This window comes from Idiomarina sp. ST20R2A10, from assembly GCF_051842345.1.
Lineage (GTDB): Bacteria > Pseudomonadota > Gammaproteobacteria > Enterobacterales > Alteromonadaceae > Idiomarina > Idiomarina loihiensis.
In genome coordinates this window covers 249531-265776 of record NZ_JBNIEY010000004.1, presented here as the reverse complement: position 1 = coordinate 265776, position 16246 = coordinate 249531, and the positions used below count along the sequence as shown (strand labels likewise).

The following is a 16246-nucleotide window of genomic DNA, read 5'->3' as shown; positions in this document are numbered from 1 at the left end:
ACAAATATTTCGTTTTGCTTAACTTCTGCAAGTGCCCACACAGTTTGCTTGGCTTGATATAATTGTTAAAGAGCGTTTCTCAGCAACCTTGGCTGCGAGAGGTGCGTATTCTACACACCGTGTGTTTTCCGTCAATACTTTTTTGAAAAAAGATTTTTTAGAAAACTTAGGTTTTCGGCGGCTTCGTTGCCTGCCTTGAACGTGGAGCGCATTTTAGAGATTTAACTCGTCCCGTCAAGCGCTTTTAGCACCTTTCTAACTGTTTTTTTACTGACTGCGTAAAGTTTCAGCAAATGTGATCAAATCCAACATAAATAAAGGGCGTTGGCACATAAAGGCATTGATGCGTAAAATAGAAGCCTGACTAATTACTGGCAAATATGGCGTAACCTCATAATGACTTACAAACGAATCGATACATCTGAATACCCACAACAACTCGCACAGAAGGCAGACCGGGTTAGAGAGATGTTTCGTCCTTTTCACCTTAATGAAGTGGAAGTGTTTGAATCGCCCGCCAGTCACTACAGAATGCGTGCTGAGTTTCGAGTTTGGCACGAAGGCGATGACTTATACTACATTATGTTTAACCCTGAGACGCGTGAAAAAATCCGCATGAATGAATTCATACCAGGGAGCCTGCTTATTAATGAACTAATGAAAGAGCTTATTAGTTTATTAAAGCCGAATGATGTTTTACGTCGCAAACTGTTTCAAGTGGATTTCCTGACTACCACCACCGGTGAAGCCATTATCTCTTTACTCTATCATCGCCCTTTAGATGACCAATGGGAACAGGAAGCCATCCAACTTCGCGAAGCGCTGACCTCTATAGCTAAGGTTGAAGTTATAGGAAGAGCTCGTAAGCAAAAACGCGTGTTATATAAAGAAAGCGTCACTGAAGAAGTTAAGGTTGATGGAAAAAGCTATCTGTCTCTACAAACCGAGAACAGCTTCACTCAGCCAAATGCCATTATTAATCAGCAAATGATCAGTTGGGCTAAACGCCACGCGGGCAACAATTCGCATGACTTATTAGAGCTCTACTGCGGCAACGGCAATTTTACCTTACCGCTGGCTGAGAACTTTAATCGCGTTTTAGCTACTGAAATTAGCAAAAGTTCTGTTGCGGCGGCTCGCGAGAACGCAGAATTGAACAATATTAAAAATGTCACCGTTGTTCGTATGTCTGCCGAAGAGTTTAGTGCAGCGTTAAGTGGAGAGCTGGAATCTAAACGGGCGGCTGATGCTGAGATTCACAGTTTTGATTGTCAAACCGTATTGGTTGATCCACCCAGAGCGGGTTTAGATAAAGACACGTTGAAGCTGGTGTCTCAGTATCAAAGAATAATTTATATTTCCTGTAACCCGGAAACTTTGACAGAGAACATTCATGATTTATCCAGTAGCCATAAAGTGACTGCAGCGGCAATGTTCGATCAGTTTCCCTACACAGACCACATTGAAACGGGCGTTGTTCTGGAAAGGAAGAGTTAACCTTGAACGGGCTCTTCCGCAACCGGGGAAAAATTAAGCTTGCGGCTTAAGCGAAGGTTCGAGACATGGGCATAAATAATGAGACCGGCACCAAATAGAATAATGACAGGTTCACCCCAGTGTCCCAGAATATCGCGTTGAGAATAGATAAATGCTCCTAGTAGTAACAATGACAGCAGGTGCCATTTACCGTGCTTCCGCGCACCACTAATAAGAGATAATAGCCCGATAACAACACTGAAGCCTAAAATGGTGTTTTCCAATAGGTCTTCGCCGATAAAGGCTAAACCCGCCATAGCGAGCAACGGCAGAATAACAGGCAGCAATAAGCAATGAATCGCACACAAAGTGGTGACCCAAATTCCTGCTTTATCCAAATTTTTGGATGCTGTTGCTGACATACTAGAAACGACCTTCTGCATAAACCTAAGCTGTAATATTATAACATACGAAAAGAATAGCCAAGGGAGATCAGAAAAAATTGTTTTCTCAGGCGATACTGATCAAGCAGTTTGAATAGAGAAAGGCAGCACTTCGGTTATTGATTTCGCTCCACAGGCAATCATTAGCAGCCGATCGAACCCTAGTGCTACGCCGGAACACGCGGGGAATCCCGACTCTAACGCCGCCAATAAACGAGTATCTTCGGGTTGTGTGGGCAAATTCAGCTGTTTACGTCGTTGATTATCCTGGCTAAAACGCAGACGTTGCTCAGCTGGATCAGCAAGCTCATTATAACCATTGGCCAATTCCACTCCCTGATAATAAAACTCAAATCTTCTGGAGACACGCGGATTATGCTGGTCAATTTTGGCCAAAGCAGCTTGCGACTTTGGAAACTCGGTGATGCAAATCGGTATCTCCGCAGGAAACTGGCCTTCTATTAATTCCGAAAATGCCACTTGAAGAATGGTATTTTCATCGTCTTCTTTTGACATCCAGTCCGTTAAAGCGGGTTGTTCAATAAGCTCTTGTCTGATGTTTTCAACACCGCAAGTCGTCAAAGGGTCTTCGCCAAGGTAATCAAGAAAACACTGCTGGTAGGTGATGACTTTAGTTTCCGGCGCGTCACAGACTTCAGTCAGCAGCTCTGAAACTTCAGCAATTAGCTGAATATCGTCGTACCCAACCCGGTACCACTCAAGTAAAGTAAATTCCGGATTATGGAAGCGCCCTATTTCGTCATCGCGCACCACATGGCTCAATTGATAAATATCTTTTCCATAGGCTGCAAGAATTCGCTTCATGGCGTATTCGGGAGAGGTCTGCAAATAGAGTGTTCTATTTCCTGAAGCCAGCGGATACTTGAATTCCGTGGTGAGATTATTCAGATGACAATCGGTTACCCCAAACTGGGACAACAAATGCGTATCGACTTCGGTTACCTTCCTTTCATAAAAAAACTGGCGGACTTGTCGCATGAAATCAGCGCGTTTAACAAGCACTGACCAATCTGCTGCTGGCCGCCAGTCGGTCGTCATATCTATTTACTTTTGAACGCGGGAAACGTATTCGCCCGAGCGAGTATCAACTTTGATCACTTCGCCAATTTGTACAAATAACGGAACACGAACAACAGCGCCAGTGCTCAGTGTGGCAGGTTTACCGCCAGTACCGGCAGTATCACCTTTAAGTCCGGGGTCAGTTTCAGTAATTTCCAATTCAACAAAGTTTGGCGGCTGCACATTAATTGGCTTCCCTTCCCACAGAGTCAAAGTACAAACATCTTGTTCGACAAGCCATTTCTCCGCTTCGCCTACCGCCTTCTCGTCGGCAGGAACTTGTTCAAAGGTTTCGTTATTCATGAAGTGCCAGAATTCACCATCGTTATAAAGATAAGACAGTTCCAACTCAATAACATCAGCGCCTTCAACGGATTCGCCCGACTTGAAGGTTTTCTCAACCACTTTACCGCTGATTAATTTGCGAATTTTAACGCGGTTAAAGGCCTGACCTTTACCGGGCTTAACCATTTCATTTTCAACGATCGAGCATGGCTCGCCGTCCTGCATGATTTTTAAACCACCTTTAAATTCACTCGTACTATAATTCGCCATAACAAGACTTTCCTTTGTAAATGCCTGATCATTTGCGCGCAATAATAAAACAAATAGCGACTTTTTTCAGGTAAAATATGGAGTATTTGCAGCAGTCGCGGAGGCGTAGTGCCTGAGCCAGCGTATCCTATCTCTATAAATGATCGTCCTGACTGGCAGTTTGAGCTGAAACAAGCCTATACCCAGCCAGAAGAACTGCTACGCGCACTCAAACTCGATCCCGCATTATTTAGTGAGGATATCAAAGCCCGTAAGCTCTTTGCTATGCGCGTGCCAAAGCCTTTTGTTGCGCAAATGCAAGTCGGAGACTCTAACGATCCATTATTACGTCAGGTGCTCCCTTTGCACAACGAGTTTGAGTCGGAGCCCGGTTACAGCACCGACCCTCTGCAAGAACAGCAAGGCCCCGTAAATGGTCTTCTGCACAAGTATAAAAGCCGAGTATTGTTGATACTGCAAGGCGGTTGCGCAGTCAATTGCCGTTATTGCTTTCGGCGTCACTTTCCTTACGACGAATTAACTTTCAGCAAACGCCAACTAACGGAGACACTGGAGTACATCCGACAACACCCGGAAATTAATGAGGTGATTCTGAGCGGCGGCGACCCTCTAATGGCAAAGGACGAGCGGCTTAAAGGGTTGATTAACGAATTTGAATTATTGCCCCAACTCACCCGTTTACGTATTCATAGCCGGTTGCCAGTCGTGATACCCTCCCGCCTGACGCATAAGCTTAAAGAAGTGCTCAGCAACAGTCGTTTGCAAAGCGTCTTAGTGCTTCATGCGAATCATGCAAATGAGATTTCTCCTGAGTTAGCCGGGGCACTCGATGACTGGCACCACGCGGGTATCCATTTACTGAACCAGAGCGTCTTGCTCAGCGGAGTAAATGATAATTTAACCGCGCTTATTGAGCTTAGTGAAAAGTTATTTAGTGCCCGGGTTATGCCCTACTATTTGCACCAGCTGGACAAAGTTGAAGGCGCCAGCCATTTCGCGGTTAGTGACGAGAAGGCGCAAGCCTTGTGGCAAAAAATGACTCATGAATTACCTGGGTTTCTGGTTCCTCGCCTGGTCAGAGAGGAAGCTGGTGAACTCAGTAAAACCGCTATCATGCCGGACGGCACTAATACATTAACAGAGGAAAAACTATGAGCGATAACCTGGAAAGTGTAGAAAGCAAACTGCAGGATCATCTTCAGCAACTGTATCGTCAAGTTATTGATGCAGACCAGTACCTTGACGATCTGCGTCAACAAGGCAAAGCCAAGTTCCAGGGCGTTTTCGCCGAGCAAACGGTATTTGAAAGCACAGGCAACCGTTTTCAGCCCTACCTTAATGAAATTGCTGCCAACTTTGAAAAATGGCAGCAGGACAAAGAAAACGAGCAGCAGTTACAGTTACTGGTCCAACAATTACAGTTAATGACTGAAACTCTTGCTCGCCTTAAAGCTATTCGTCAGGCTGGCTAACAAAGGTTTCTTCGAACCACTGAGTCAGCATCTGCTTTTCAAAATATAAGTCATCCCGTCTCATCCGTGATGCCAGGCTGTCGTAATTAAACCCCATATTTTTTACGTGAGCCTGGCCTTCCTTTACAGCTTCTCCGGAATTACTCATTAAACGATAATCAAATTCCATTCTAGGGAAGTCAATTTCCCGAACAATGCGCACGTAATTTGAACTCGAGCGTCCAAATGTCGGTTCAACCCGGCCGGTTAAATCAACGTCTGTTACGGTAATTTCCAGCTTCTGATCTTCAGGAAGCTTTGCCGCCAACTCCTGAAAATGCTCCGTCAGCTTATCCATCACCTTTTTCTGGTAACGATCACGTAAGCCATCGGCCGGTCGAATATCTGTGTAACTATCAACATCTTTCCAGGAAACTTCAGCCGTACCAGCATATGCTGTAAAGCTACAGGCTAATAACGCCGCTCCCACTATACCCTGAACACGCATGCTATCTTCCTCCCATACAATCGCCAAGGGTGTCATCTCTAGGTTAGAACACAAATAATGAAAAAAATTCCATAAAAAAAAGGGGAGCCATCAAGGCTCCCCTTTTCAAAAGTGCGTTGGGAGGCTTACATCATGCCGCCCATACCGCCCATTCCACCCATGTCGCCGCCAGGCATGCCGCCTGCGTTGTCATCTTGTGGGATGTCAGCAATCATTGCTTCGGTGGTGATCATCAGTGCGCCAACAGATGCCGCGAACTGAAGTGCCGAACGGGTCACTTTGGTTGGATCCAGAATACCCATTTCCAGCATATCGCCGTAAGTGTCGTTACCGGCATTGTAACCATAGTTACCTTCGCCAGCACGTACGTTGTTAGCAACCACAGAACCTTCGGCGCCAGCGTTCATTGCGATTTGACGCAACGGCGCTTCCATCGCACGCAGGGCTAAACGGATACCAACGTTCTGTTCTTCGTTGTCACCACGCAGTTCTGCCAGTTTGCTCGCAGCGCGAACCAAAGCAACACCACCACCAGGTACCACGCCTTCTTCAACAGCTGCACGAGTTGCATGCAACGCATCTTCAACGCGCGCTTTTTTCTCTTTCATTTCCATTTCAGTAGCAGCGCCGACTTTAATCACCGCAACACCGCCAGCTAACTTAGCCAGACGCTCTTGCAGTTTTTCACGGTCATAGTCAGACGTAGTGTCTTCCATCTGCTGCTTGATTTGGTTAACACGACCGTCGATAGCGGTATCGTCGCCATTACCGTCAACAACAGTGGTGTTGTCTTTAGTAATCACAACGCGCTTCGCAGTACCTAAGTCTTCCAGCTGCGTTTTTTCCAGCTCCATACCAATTTCTTCAGAAACCACAGTACCGCCAGTCAGAACAGCAATGTCCTGCAGCATAGCTTTACGACGGTCGCCAAAGCCTGGTGCTTTAACCGCAGCAACTTTAACGATGCCACGCATATTGTTCACAACCAGAGTTGCCAGCGCTTCGCCTTCAACGTCTTCAGCAATAATCAGCAGAGGTTTACCGGCTTTAGAAACACCTTCTAATACCGGCAGTAACTCGCGGATATTAGAGATTTTCTTATCAATCAGAAGAATGAACGGGTTGTCTAATTCAACCGAACCACTTTCCTGGTTGTTAATGAAGTAAGGAGACAAGTAACCACGGTCGAACTGCATACCTTCAACAACGTCCAGCTCGTCAGTCAGTGCTTGACCTTCTTCAACGGTGATAACACCTTCCTGGCCTACTTTGTCCATTGCCTGAGCAATGATTTCGCCAATAGTGTGATCAGCGTTTGCAGAAATAGTCGCTACCTGAGCAATGGCTTTGCTGTCGGCACAAGGCTGAGAAATTTTCTTCAGCTCTTCAACTGCAGCGATAACCGCTTTGTCGATACCGCGCTTAAGATCCATCGGGTTCATGCCTGCGGCTACTGACTTCAAGCCTTCGTTAACAATGGCTTGAGCCAGAACGGTTGCGGTTGTTGTACCGTCACCCGCTTCGTCATTTGCTTTAGACGCCACTTCTTTAACCATCTGCGCGCCCATGTTCTCGAACTTATCTTCCAGCTCGATTTCTTTCGCAACAGACACACCGTCTTTGGTGATAACAGGAGAACCGTAAGACTTATCTAATACAACGTTGCGACCTTTTGGACCCAGCGTCACTTTTACTGAATCAGCAAGAATGTTAACGCCTTTCAGCATTTTTTGACGTGCTGTGTTACCAAATTTGACTTCTTTAGCTGCCATTTTTGCTTTCCTCTTAAATTCGTTTAGTCGGTTGTGCTAGTAAGCGTTTCTGACGTCTTATTCTTCAACAGCCAGAATGTCGCTTTCGCTCATGATTAAGTACTCTTCACCGTCAATTTTCTCGGTTTTAACACCGTAGCCTTCATTGAACAGCACTTTGTCACCAGCTTTTACGTCTAGTGCACGTACCTCACCGTTATCCAGAATGCGGCCTTTGCCTACTGCTACGATTTCACCGCGAGTAGATTTTTCTGCCGCAGAACCAGTCAGAACAATGCCGCCAGCCGATTTCGCTTCGACTTCAGTGCGCTTAATAATGACTCGATCGTGTAAAGGACGAAGTTTCATTGTTGATAACTCCTCAACCTATTGTTGTTAGTGGTTAATACCCCTAAGGGGCGGATAAAAATGTGTGTGCACATTAAATGGGGGAGGAATTTTTGTTATCAAGGGGGAAGCTCAAAAATTTTTATGCTAATTTGCAAAACTGACAGGCGCTATAGGGAGGTTCTATGACTCAGCAACCACAATTGATTTTATGCACCACAGACAGTTCTGACTCGGCTAAACAGCTGGCGCGTTCTCTGCTCGAAAAAAAGCTAGTGGCCTGCGTCAACATAGTGCCTAATATGACCTCTATTTACTCCTGGCAGGGCGAATTGCATGAAGACCATGAGTGGCTTTTACTGATAAAATCGACTGCGGAACGTTTCAGTGACATAAAAAGTACCATCAGTGCTATTCACCCTTACGATTCTCCAGAATTAATAAGCATCAATATTGAAGATGGTTTACCCGATTATCTGACGTGGATACAGGACTCAGTTAAATGATACAAAGATTCATCACATGTCTCGCAGCCTTAACTCTGGTTTTTGCCGTCGTTGCGCCAGCACATAGTGTGCAGTCGAATCCATTCCAGCAGGACAATCAGTTTTTATCGGTAGATCAGGCTTTTGATTTCGACAGCGAAGTTAATGACAGCAAAGTGACGGTCAGTTGGGTTGTCGCTCCCGAGTACTATTTGTATCAACACCGCTTTAAGGTGGTTCCCGAAAATGCATTAGCAGCAGAACCCGAACTCCCGCAAGGCGAGTCTCATAACGATGAGTTTTTTGGCGAGTCAATTGTATACCGCAACTACGTTGAGTGGTCTTTTACACCTAACCCGGAGTTTTCCGGCGACACCATTACCGTTCAGTATCAGGGCTGCGCAGATGCGGGGTTATGTTACCCGCCCACTGAAAAGCAGATTAAACTCTCCAGTACTAGTGAAACGGCCCCCGCCACCGCACCGCCAAACACCGACAGCAGCCTGTTCGGTATAGGTGAACAACATTTAATCATTACATTGTTACTCTTTTTTGCTTTGGGTATTGGCTTAGCTTTTACCCCCTGCGTGTTTCCTATGTACCCCATTTTATCCGGCGTTGTGCTGGGCAACCGTGAACGTAACTGGAAAAACACACTTTGGCTTTCCTTTATATACGTTCAGGGTATGGCCATTACCTATTCTCTATTAGGCCTGGTTGTGGCATCAGCGGGTATGCAGTATCAGGCTTACTTTCAGCATCCGGTGGTGTTAATTGTTCTTGCAGTATTGTTCGCGCTTTTTGCTTTGAGTATGTTCGGAGCTTATACGCTGCAGCTTCCTATTAGCTGGCAGTCAAAACTGCAAAGCTTTAGCGGCCAGCAAAGCGGAGGCAATATCGTTGGCGTCTTTATTATCGGCGCTATTTCCGGCCTGGTAGCATCACCCTGTACCACAGCCCCCTTGTCAGGGGCGTTACTCTTTATTGCGCAATCGGGCGATATGGTAAGCGGCGTCGCTATTCTTTACGCATTAAGCCTGGGTATGGGCGTGCCGCTTATTCTATTCGGCTTAAGTGGCGGCAAGCTTCTGCCCAAAGCCGGCGCGTGGATGAACGTGGTTAAGCAGTTCTTCGGTTGGCTGTTATTGGCAGTTACCTTATTCTTAATTGAGCGCCTTATTCCGACCAGTATTAGCATGTGGCTGTGGATTTTTTACTTTATTCTCGCCGCCGTATCTCTGGCTGTTTCGATAAGCCAGCCGCTTCGGATCACCACGAAAGTTATCACTATTGTACTCTTAGCAGCGGCGGCTACTACAGGCAGTTACTGGCAGGTTAATAAAGCGCAACTGGAACAAAAAAGTCACGGCCTTTTTACTGTTGTTAGTAATGTCAGCGACATACAACAACAAGTAGCAGAAAGTGACCGATGGGTAATGCTAGACCTTTATGCGGACTGGTGCGTGGCCTGCAAGGAATTCGAGCAGTACACCTTTTCAGATGAGCAGGTTCAGGCGCAGTTTCAGGAGTTTAAACTCATTCAGGCCGATGTTACCCGCAATAACGCGCAAGACGTTGAGATTCTGAGTCGCTACAAGGTGCTGGGGCTACCCACCATTCTGTTCTTTGACCCTGAAGGCAACGAACGCCCTGAATACCGGGTTACCGGTTATATGAACGCTGAGGATTTCAAAAAGCATCTGGAAAAGATAGTTTCCGAGTAAACTTGTGCCTAAATGCTCTGATAAGACCAGTAAAGTGCTGCAATCTTGCTTTTTTTCCCTATAATACTGTTGTTATAGGAACCCAAACTGAAAGTTGTGGTCACTTTTAATAGTTTCCGTAACTTCACAGCAAATGGCGGCACAATGGCAGAACGTTTTAAAATATTAGTGCTCAATGGCCCGAATCTAAATTTACTGGGGCAGCGTGAACCAGAGCTTTATGGTAAGCAAAGCCTGGATGATATCGCTGATTCGCTGGGAGCCATTGCTAAACAACACGCAACAGCACTAGATTTCCGTCAGTCCAATGCTGAACACCAGTTAATTGACTGGATCCAGCAAGCCGCCAAAGACTCCGTAGATTATATCGTGATTAATCCGGCAGCCTACGCACACACCAGCGTGGCATTACGCGATGCGTTATTGGCTGTGAAAATCCCTTTTATTGAAGTGCACCTTTCCAATATTTATCGCCGTGAGAGCTTCCGCCACCATTCGTATTTGGCGGACGTGGCCGACGGTGTTATCTGCGGGCTTGGAGCCCGTGGTTATGAATACGCATTACAAGCAGCTTTAACTACATTGAACAACACAGATAACTAAAGGTAGACGTTAGCATGGATATCCGAAAAATTAAGAAACTGATCGAGCTCGTTGAAGAATCTGGCGTAGCAGAACTGGAAATTACCGAGGGCGAAGAGTCAGTTCGGATTAATCGTTACAGTGCGCAGCCTGCACCGATGCAATACGCGCCACAACCGCAACACGCCCCTCAGCAAGCGCCCCAATCAGCTCCGGCAAGCCAGCCAGCGGCTGAACCAGCCAGTGAAGAAATTAGCGGCCACGTTGTTCGCTCTCCTATGGTTGGAACCTTCTACGAAGCTCCATCTCCTGATGCAAAGCCTTTCGTTACTGTTGGCTCTCGCGTTAATGCCGGCGAAACACTGTGCATTATTGAAGCAATGAAAATGATGAACCAGATTGAAGCAGACAAATCCGGTGTCGTTAAACAGATTTTAGTAGATAACGAAGAGCCGGTTGAATTTGATCAGCCACTGTTTATCATCGAATAAAGTAACCGCAGGTATTTGTCATGTTAGATAAAGTGGTCATTGCCAACCGTGGCGAAATTGCACTGCGCATACTGCGAGCCTGTAAAGAGCTCGGCATTAAAACAGTGGCAGTTCATTCAACGGTTGATAGAAACCTTAAACACGTTTTACTTGCAGACGAAGCAATTTGCATAGGTAAAGCGCCAGCGAACGAGAGCTACCTGAACATTCCCCGTATTATCAGCGCAGCTGAAATTACGGATGCAGCAGCTATTCACCCGGGTTACGGCTTTCTGGCCGAAAACGCCGATTTTGCTGAACAAGTTGAACAATCTGGCTTCATTTTTGTTGGACCAACGCCGGATCTTATCCGTCTTATGGGCGACAAAGTATCAGCCATTAAGGCAATGAAGAAAACTGGCGTTCCTTGCGTTCCGGGGTCGGATGGCCCTCTGGATGACGACGACGAACGTAATAAGAAGCTTGCTAAGCGCATTGGTTACCCCATTATTATTAAAGCAGCAGGCGGCGGCGGTGGTCGTGGTATGCGGGTTGTACGCGAGGAGAGCGAATTGCTCAGCTCTATCACTATGACTCAGAACGAAGCTCGCGCAGCCTTCGGTAACCCTGTTGTCTATATGGAAAAGTTCCTTGAAAACCCTCGCCATGTGGAAATTCAGGTTCTGGCCGATGGACAAGGCAATGCCATTCATTTAGGTGAACGTGACTGCTCGATGCAGCGTCGTCACCAGAAAGTGGTTGAAGAGGCACCTGCGCCGGGTATCACCCCTGAAATGCGTAAATTTATTGGTGAGCGTTGTGCCAAAGCTTGTGTAGAGCTTGGCTACCGTGGCGCTGGTACATTTGAATTCTTGTACGAAAATGGCGAATTCTATTTCATTGAAATGAACACCCGTATTCAGGTTGAGCATCCGGTTACCGAGATGGTCACAGGTATCGACTTGATTAAAGAGCAGCTGCGCATTGCAGCCGGTCGCCAGCTTTCGGTCAGCCAGGAAGATGTTGTCATTCGTGGTCATGCCATTGAATGCCGGATTAACGCCGAAGACCCTGAAACCTTTACACCGTCACCGGGCACTATCACCCGTTTCCATTCTCCGGGAGGTTTTGGTGTTCGCTGGGACTCTCACGTTTATGCCGATTACAAAGTACCGCCAAACTATGACTCGATGATAGGTAAGCTAATTACTTACGGCGAAAACCGCGATATTGCTATTGCCCGTATGCGTAATGCCTTAAATGAATTGATCATCGAAGACATTAAAACCAATATTCCTCTGCAAAAGTCGATTATGGCAGATGAAAATTTCCAGCATGGTGGCACGAATATTCACTATCTTGAGAAAAAACTTGGTATAGGCGGGCATTAATTAATGCCCTGGATCCAACTCACCCTTTCCTGTAGTGAAGAGCATGCACCCCAAGTGGGTGACATGCTCATGGCTAACGGTGCTCAAGCGGTGACTTATCGTGACGGTGCCGATTCCCCCATTTTTGAGCCCCGCCCCGGTGACGTTATATTGTGGGAACATACTTTAGCCACGGGCTTATTTGACGCCGACGCGGATATCAAAATCATTATTGCCAACCTGAAAAAGTCCAACGTTTTCAATGACGACAATTTACAATACAAAGTCGATGCACTGGAAGACAAGGATTGGGAACGCGAATGGATGGATAACTTCCACCCCATTCGGTTTGGTGAAAAACTGTGGATTTGTCCCAGCTGGCGAGAAATACCAGAACCCGATGCCATTAATATTCTCCTCGATCCCGGTATGGCGTTTGGTACCGGAACCCACCCAACAACAGCAATGTGCCTCCGCTGGATAGATGCCAACCCGCCAACCGGAAAAACCGTGGTGGATTTCGGTTGTGGCTCAGGAATATTAGGCATTGCCGCATTACTATTTAAAGCAGAGCACGTAATTGGCATTGATATTGACCAACAGGCGCTGATTGCGACCAAAGATAACGCTGAGCGTAATAAGGTGGGCGATAAATTCAGCCTTTACCTACCCAGCCAGCAACCTGAAACCCAGGTGGACCTGGTACTTGCCAATGTCCTCGCCGGCCCTTTACGAGAGCTAGCTGATACCATACTCGGCTTTGTTGCCCCCGGCGGACAACTGGTTTTATCCGGTATACTGGAACGGCAAATAGAAGGGGTTATTGAGGCTTACCAACCCCACATAAAATTCGATACCCCAACTATAGACGGCGACTGGGCAATGCTCAGCGGCACCCGCGTTGGTTAACAAGCGTACGCTTTGTCAATAGTAAAAAATGAAAAAAAGACTCAAATTGCGTAATAAATAGCCTTTTCTTTATTGCGCAAATTCCCTAAAATTCCTCACCCTTTCGCTGAGTAGTTTTTAACCGATGCGGATTGGTCCATATCAACTCGACAATCAGGTCATATTAGCTCCCATGGCTGGAGTTACTGATCAGCCGTTCCGTCAGCTGTGTTACAGCACGGGGGCTGGGCTTACAGTATCAGAGATGCTGTCCAGTAACCCCAAGGTATGGCAGACCGATAAATCCAGGCAACGCATGGATCATTCGGGAGAGCTGGGCATTCGTGCTGTGCAGATAGCGGGCTCGGAACCGGCATTAATGGCCGAAGCAGCGCGCGTGAATGTGAGTATGGGTGCGCAGATTATTGACATAAATATGGGCTGCCCGGCGAAAAAGGTAAACAAGAAGATGGCTGGCTCGGCGCTTATGCAGCATCCCGGGTTAGTAGAAGAGATATTAACAGCTGTGGTTGCAGCTGTTGACGTTCCGGTAACACTGAAAACCAGAACCGGTTGGGATCCTGAACACAGAAACGGTATTGATATAGCGCAGCTGGCAGAACGCTGCGGTATTCAGTCTCTTGCCATTCATGGTCGTACTCGTGCCTGCATGTACAAAGGCATTGCGGAATACGACACCATTAAGGCAATTAAGAAGGCTGTTTCTATCCCGGTAGTGGCTAACGGCGATATCCGTACACCACTTCAGGCTCAACAGGTTTTAGAGTACACCGGAGCCGACGCCATTATGATTGGTCGCGGCGCGCAGGGTAATCCCTGGCTGTTTAGAGAAATAGCTCATTTTCTTGAAACAGGACAGGAGCTAAACCCGCCGTCCTTAACCGAAGTGGCTGAGACCGTTATTCATCACGTTGGCAAACTGCACGAATTTTACGGCAGTTACCAGGGTGTCAGAATCGCCCGGAAACACGTTGGTTGGTATTTAAAAGAAAAAGCCAGCAATGATGAATTCAGGCAAACATTTAATCGTCTTGAGGATGCCAGCGAGCAACTTAAGGCACTTGAAGATTATTTTGTCACTGTAGAGAAGAGATAAGCGCATTATGTTTGATCAAAACCCTAGTCGTGAGAACGTATCTCCCCTAACCACTATCGGCAATAACGCACAGCCAAAGCCACTGCGTGATTCCGTAAAACAAGCATTGAACAGTTTTTTGCGTCAGCTTGATGGTCAGGATCCTGAAGAACTTTACGAGTTAGTGCTATCTGAAGTAGAAGCACCGTTACTTGAAGAAGTCATGACTTACACCCGGGGTAATCAAACCCGCGCCGCAACCATGTTAGGCATTAACCGCGGCACCTTACGCAAGAAGCTGAAAAAATACGGCATGAATTAAGAAGTTTTTTGGGCGCCTTTTGGCGCCCTTTTTTTATTAACCTCCCCGTAAGTTAACTCAGTATAGAAAGGCAAAACAATGGAAACCCGTCCAATCCAACGCGCTTTAATCAGTGTTTCTGATAAAACCGGTATTGTTGAATTCGCTCAAGCTTTGGCTAAAAAGAACATTGAAATTCTCTCTACAGGCGGTACCGCCAAACTGCTTCGTGACTCAGGCATTGCCGTTATTGATGTTTCTGAACACACCGGTCAGGAAGAGATTATGGGCGGGCGGGTAAAGACACTGCACCCTAAGGTTCATGGCGGTATTTTAGGTCGCCGCGATGTCGACCAGAATGTTATGCAGGAGCAAAATATTGCTCCTATCGATATGGTTGTAGTGAATCTGTATCCCTTTGCTGAAACTGTTGCTAAAGAAGGCTGTTCTCTGGAAGACGCTATTGAGAATATCGATATTGGCGGTCCGACTATGGTTCGTGCGGCTGCTAAAAACCACAAAGACGTAACCATTGTTGTCAATGCCAATGACTATCAGCGCGTGCTTGCTGAGCTCAACGAGCACAATGGAGTCAGCCACAGCACTCGCTTTGACTTAGCGGTAGCAGCATTTGAGCATACCGCTCAATATGATGGCATGATTGCAAATTACCTTGGTAAGCAGCTTAGCGAAAACGACTTTGCGCGTACGTTGAACCTGCAGGTATCGAAAAAGCAGGATTTACGCTACGGCGAGAACTCACATCAGGCAGCGGCATTTTACGCAGAGCGCAATGCACCAAAAGGGACAGTTTCCAGCGCGACTCAAATTCAGGGCAAAGCGTTGTCCTTTAACAATATTGCCGATACAGACGCGGCACTTGAGTGCGTAAAAAGCTTTGTTGAACCAGCCTGCGTTATTGTTAAGCACGCAAACCCTTGCGGTGTTGCAATAGGTGAATCTATTTCCGACGCTTATGACCGCGCCTTTAAAACCGACCCAACTTCCGCATTTGGTGGCATTATTGCTTTTAACCGCGAGCTGGATGAAGCAACCGCAACCGCTATTGTTGAGCGTCAGTTTGTGGAAGTTATTATCGCTCCGAGCGTCAGTGAAAGCGCCAAGACAGCTGTTGCCGGCAAAAAGAACGTTCGCTTACTGGAATGCGGTGAATGGTCAGATACGGTTGAACAGCTGGATTATAAGCGCGTCAACGGTGGCTTATTAGTACAGGACACGGATAACCAGGACTTCATTCAGGATGACCTAAAAGTGGTTACGGAAAAACAGCCAACAGATGCGCAAATGACCGACTTATTGTTTTGCTGGAAAGTGGCTAAGTTTGTTAAGTCTAATGCCATTGTTTATGCCAAAGACGGTATGACCGTCGGTGTTGGTGCAGGTCAGATGAGCCGGGTTTACAGTGCCAAAATTGCAGGTATTAAAGCCGCTGATGAAAACCTCAGCGTACCAGGTTCGGTCATGGCGTCGGATGCTTTCTTCCCGTTCCGCGATGGTATAGATGCAGCAGCTGAAGCAGGCATCACCGCTATTATTCAGCCAGGCGGTTCCATTCGCGATGAAGAAATCATTGCTGCCGCCAATGAACACGGTATCGCGATGGTCTTTACCGGCATGAGACATTTCCGTCACTAAGCACCTCTGCTGATAAGTACAGCATTGCGTCAGTAACGTTTGGGGGCTAGTCTTATAGGCTA

18 protein-coding genes are annotated in these 16246 nt (G+C 46.7%); 12 read left to right on the top strand and 6 right to left on the bottom strand.

Going from position 1 to position 16246, the window contains the following annotated elements; all coding sequences use genetic code 11:
- Positions 1-396: 396 nt before the first annotated feature.
- Positions 397-1497, top strand: coding sequence for a tRNA (uridine(54)-C5)-methyltransferase TrmA (gene trmA, locus ACP7H9_RS08655; protein ID WP_016341401.1), 1101 nt, complete (start codon positions 397-399; stop codon positions 1495-1497).
- Here the strand turns inward: trmA and ACP7H9_RS08650 are convergent.
- From ACP7H9_RS08650 to efp, 3 genes are all read right to left on the bottom strand, one after another.
- Positions 1494-1898 carry a MerC domain-containing protein gene (locus tag ACP7H9_RS08650; RefSeq protein ID WP_114982396.1) on the bottom strand — a complete coding sequence of 135 codons (405 nt, stop codon included), beginning with the start codon at positions 1896-1898 and terminating at the stop codon, positions 1494-1496. The genes trmA and ACP7H9_RS08650 overlap by 4 nt on opposite strands.
- 102 nt (positions 1899-2000) lie before the next feature.
- The gene (gene epmA / locus ACP7H9_RS08645; protein WP_034822562.1) at positions 2001-2978 is read right to left on the bottom strand and encodes an EF-P lysine aminoacylase EpmA; all 978 of its coding nucleotides are present in this window, start codon (positions 2976-2978) and stop codon (positions 2001-2003) included.
- A 6-nt stretch (positions 2979-2984) separates the two neighbouring features.
- Complete coding sequence (gene efp, locus ACP7H9_RS08640; RefSeq protein WP_011235502.1) at positions 2985-3554, bottom strand: elongation factor P; 570 nt, start codon at positions 3552-3554, stop codon at positions 2985-2987.
- A 108-nt stretch (positions 3555-3662) separates the two neighbouring features.
- On the opposite strand from efp, the gene epmB reads away from it, so the two are divergent.
- Together epmB and priC are read left to right on the top strand one after the other, a co-directional pair.
- Entirely contained in the window at positions 3663-4709 is a 1047-nt protein-coding gene (gene epmB / locus ACP7H9_RS08635; protein WP_011235503.1) for an EF-P beta-lysylation protein EpmB, read from the top strand.
- Positions 4706-5026: a primosomal replication protein PriC gene (priC, locus tag ACP7H9_RS08630; protein WP_011235504.1), complete on the top strand. Its 321-nt coding sequence runs from the start codon at positions 4706-4708 to the stop codon at positions 5024-5026. The genes epmB and priC overlap by 4 nt, the downstream gene beginning before the upstream one ends.
- Here the strand turns inward: priC and ACP7H9_RS08625 are convergent.
- The 3 genes from ACP7H9_RS08625 to ACP7H9_RS08615 form a co-directional block, all read right to left on the bottom strand.
- Positions 5007-5513 (bottom strand): DUF3016 domain-containing protein, encoded by a 507-nt coding sequence (locus ACP7H9_RS08625; protein WP_114982397.1) that lies wholly within the window; start codon positions 5511-5513, stop codon positions 5007-5009. The two genes, priC and ACP7H9_RS08625, sit on opposite strands and share 20 nt — an antisense overlap.
- Before the next feature lie 125 nt (positions 5514-5638).
- Positions 5639-7285 carry a chaperonin GroEL gene (gene groL, locus ACP7H9_RS08620; RefSeq protein ID WP_011235506.1) on the bottom strand — a complete coding sequence of 549 codons (1647 nt, stop codon included), beginning with the start codon at positions 7283-7285 and terminating at the stop codon, positions 5639-5641.
- Positions 7286-7342: 57 nt separating this feature from the next.
- The gene (locus ACP7H9_RS08615) at positions 7343-7633 is read right to left on the bottom strand and encodes a co-chaperone GroES (protein ID WP_011235507.1); all 291 of its coding nucleotides are present in this window, start codon (positions 7631-7633) and stop codon (positions 7343-7345) included.
- Between the two features lie 164 nt (positions 7634-7797).
- Between ACP7H9_RS08615 and cutA the strand changes: the two genes are divergently transcribed.
- The 9 genes from cutA (at position 7798) to purH (ending at position 16184) form a co-directional block, all read left to right on the top strand.
- Positions 7798-8118 carry a divalent-cation tolerance protein CutA gene (gene cutA, locus ACP7H9_RS08610; protein ID WP_114982398.1) on the top strand — a complete coding sequence of 107 codons (321 nt, stop codon included), beginning with the start codon at positions 7798-7800 and terminating at the stop codon, positions 8116-8118.
- On the top strand, positions 8115-9821 hold the full coding sequence (locus ACP7H9_RS08605) for a protein-disulfide reductase DsbD (protein WP_114982399.1): 1707 nt from the start codon (positions 8115-8117) through the stop codon (positions 9819-9821). The genes cutA and ACP7H9_RS08605 overlap by 4 nt, the downstream gene beginning before the upstream one ends.
- A gap of 144 nt (positions 9822-9965) precedes the next feature.
- Positions 9966-10424: a type II 3-dehydroquinate dehydratase gene (gene aroQ, locus ACP7H9_RS08600; RefSeq protein ID WP_011235510.1), complete on the top strand. Its 459-nt coding sequence runs from the start codon at positions 9966-9968 to the stop codon at positions 10422-10424.
- 14 nt (positions 10425-10438) lie between these two features.
- Positions 10439-10894 carry an acetyl-CoA carboxylase biotin carboxyl carrier protein gene (accB, locus tag ACP7H9_RS08595; RefSeq protein WP_011235511.1) on the top strand — a complete coding sequence of 152 codons (456 nt, stop codon included), beginning with the start codon at positions 10439-10441 and terminating at the stop codon, positions 10892-10894.
- A 20-nt stretch (positions 10895-10914) separates the two neighbouring features.
- Positions 10915-12264 (top strand): acetyl-CoA carboxylase biotin carboxylase subunit, encoded by a 1350-nt coding sequence (accC, locus tag ACP7H9_RS08590; protein WP_011235512.1) that lies wholly within the window; start codon positions 10915-10917, stop codon positions 12262-12264.
- Positions 12265-12267: 3 nt separating this feature from the next.
- Positions 12268-13152 (top strand): 50S ribosomal protein L11 methyltransferase, encoded by an 885-nt coding sequence (gene prmA, locus ACP7H9_RS08585; protein ID WP_114982400.1) that lies wholly within the window; start codon positions 12268-12270, stop codon positions 13150-13152.
- A gap of 124 nt (positions 13153-13276) precedes the next feature.
- Positions 13277-14248 (top strand): tRNA dihydrouridine synthase DusB, encoded by a 972-nt coding sequence (gene dusB / locus ACP7H9_RS08580; RefSeq protein ID WP_034822575.1) that lies wholly within the window; start codon positions 13277-13279, stop codon positions 14246-14248.
- Positions 14249-14255: 7 nt separating this feature from the next.
- Entirely contained in the window at positions 14256-14549 is a 294-nt protein-coding gene (gene fis / locus ACP7H9_RS08575; protein WP_011235515.1) for a DNA-binding transcriptional regulator Fis, read from the top strand.
- 78 nt (positions 14550-14627) lie between these two features.
- A complete protein-coding gene (purH, locus tag ACP7H9_RS08570; protein ID WP_114982401.1) occupies positions 14628-16184 on the top strand; it encodes a bifunctional phosphoribosylaminoimidazolecarboxamide formyltransferase/IMP cyclohydrolase in 1557 nt (518 codons plus the stop codon).
- Positions 16185-16246: the final 62 nt, after the last annotated feature.

Bases quoted from the DNA above. Each gene is read 5' to 3' on its own strand.
- trmA (WP_016341401.1), top strand. From the start codon at position 397: ATGACTTACAAACGAATCGATACATCTGAATACCCACAACAACTCGCA.
- ACP7H9_RS08650 (WP_114982396.1), bottom strand. From the start codon at position 1,898: ATGTCAGCAACAGCATCCAAAAATTTGGATAAAGCAGGAATTTGGGTC.
- epmA (WP_034822562.1), bottom strand. From the start codon at position 2,978: ATGACGACCGACTGGCGGCCAGCAGCAGATTGGTCAGTGCTTGTTAAA.
- efp (WP_011235502.1), bottom strand. From the start codon at position 3,554: ATGGCGAATTATAGTACGAGTGAATTTAAAGGTGGTTTAAAAATCATG.
- priC (WP_011235504.1), top strand. From the start codon at position 4,706: ATGAGCGATAACCTGGAAAGTGTAGAAAGCAAACTGCAGGATCATCTT.
- ACP7H9_RS08625 (WP_114982397.1), bottom strand. From the start codon at position 5,513: ATGCGTGTTCAGGGTATAGTGGGAGCGGCGTTATTAGCCTGTAGCTTT.
- groL (WP_011235506.1), bottom strand. From the start codon at position 7,285: ATGGCAGCTAAAGAAGTCAAATTTGGTAACACAGCACGTCAAAAAATG.
- ACP7H9_RS08615 (WP_011235507.1), bottom strand. From the start codon at position 7,633: ATGAAACTTCGTCCTTTACACGATCGAGTCATTATTAAGCGCACTGAA.
- cutA (WP_114982398.1), top strand. From the start codon at position 7,798: ATGACTCAGCAACCACAATTGATTTTATGCACCACAGACAGTTCTGAC.
- ACP7H9_RS08605 (WP_114982399.1), top strand. From the start codon at position 8,115: ATGATACAAAGATTCATCACATGTCTCGCAGCCTTAACTCTGGTTTTT.
- aroQ (WP_011235510.1), top strand. From the start codon at position 9,966: ATGGCAGAACGTTTTAAAATATTAGTGCTCAATGGCCCGAATCTAAAT.
- accB (WP_011235511.1), top strand. From the start codon at position 10,439: ATGGATATCCGAAAAATTAAGAAACTGATCGAGCTCGTTGAAGAATCT.
- accC (WP_011235512.1), top strand. From the start codon at position 10,915: ATGTTAGATAAAGTGGTCATTGCCAACCGTGGCGAAATTGCACTGCGC.
- prmA (WP_114982400.1), top strand. From the start codon at position 12,268: ATGCCCTGGATCCAACTCACCCTTTCCTGTAGTGAAGAGCATGCACCC.
- dusB (WP_034822575.1), top strand. From the start codon at position 13,277: ATGCGGATTGGTCCATATCAACTCGACAATCAGGTCATATTAGCTCCC.
- fis (WP_011235515.1), top strand. From the start codon at position 14,256: ATGTTTGATCAAAACCCTAGTCGTGAGAACGTATCTCCCCTAACCACT.
- purH (WP_114982401.1), top strand. From the start codon at position 14,628: ATGGAAACCCGTCCAATCCAACGCGCTTTAATCAGTGTTTCTGATAAA.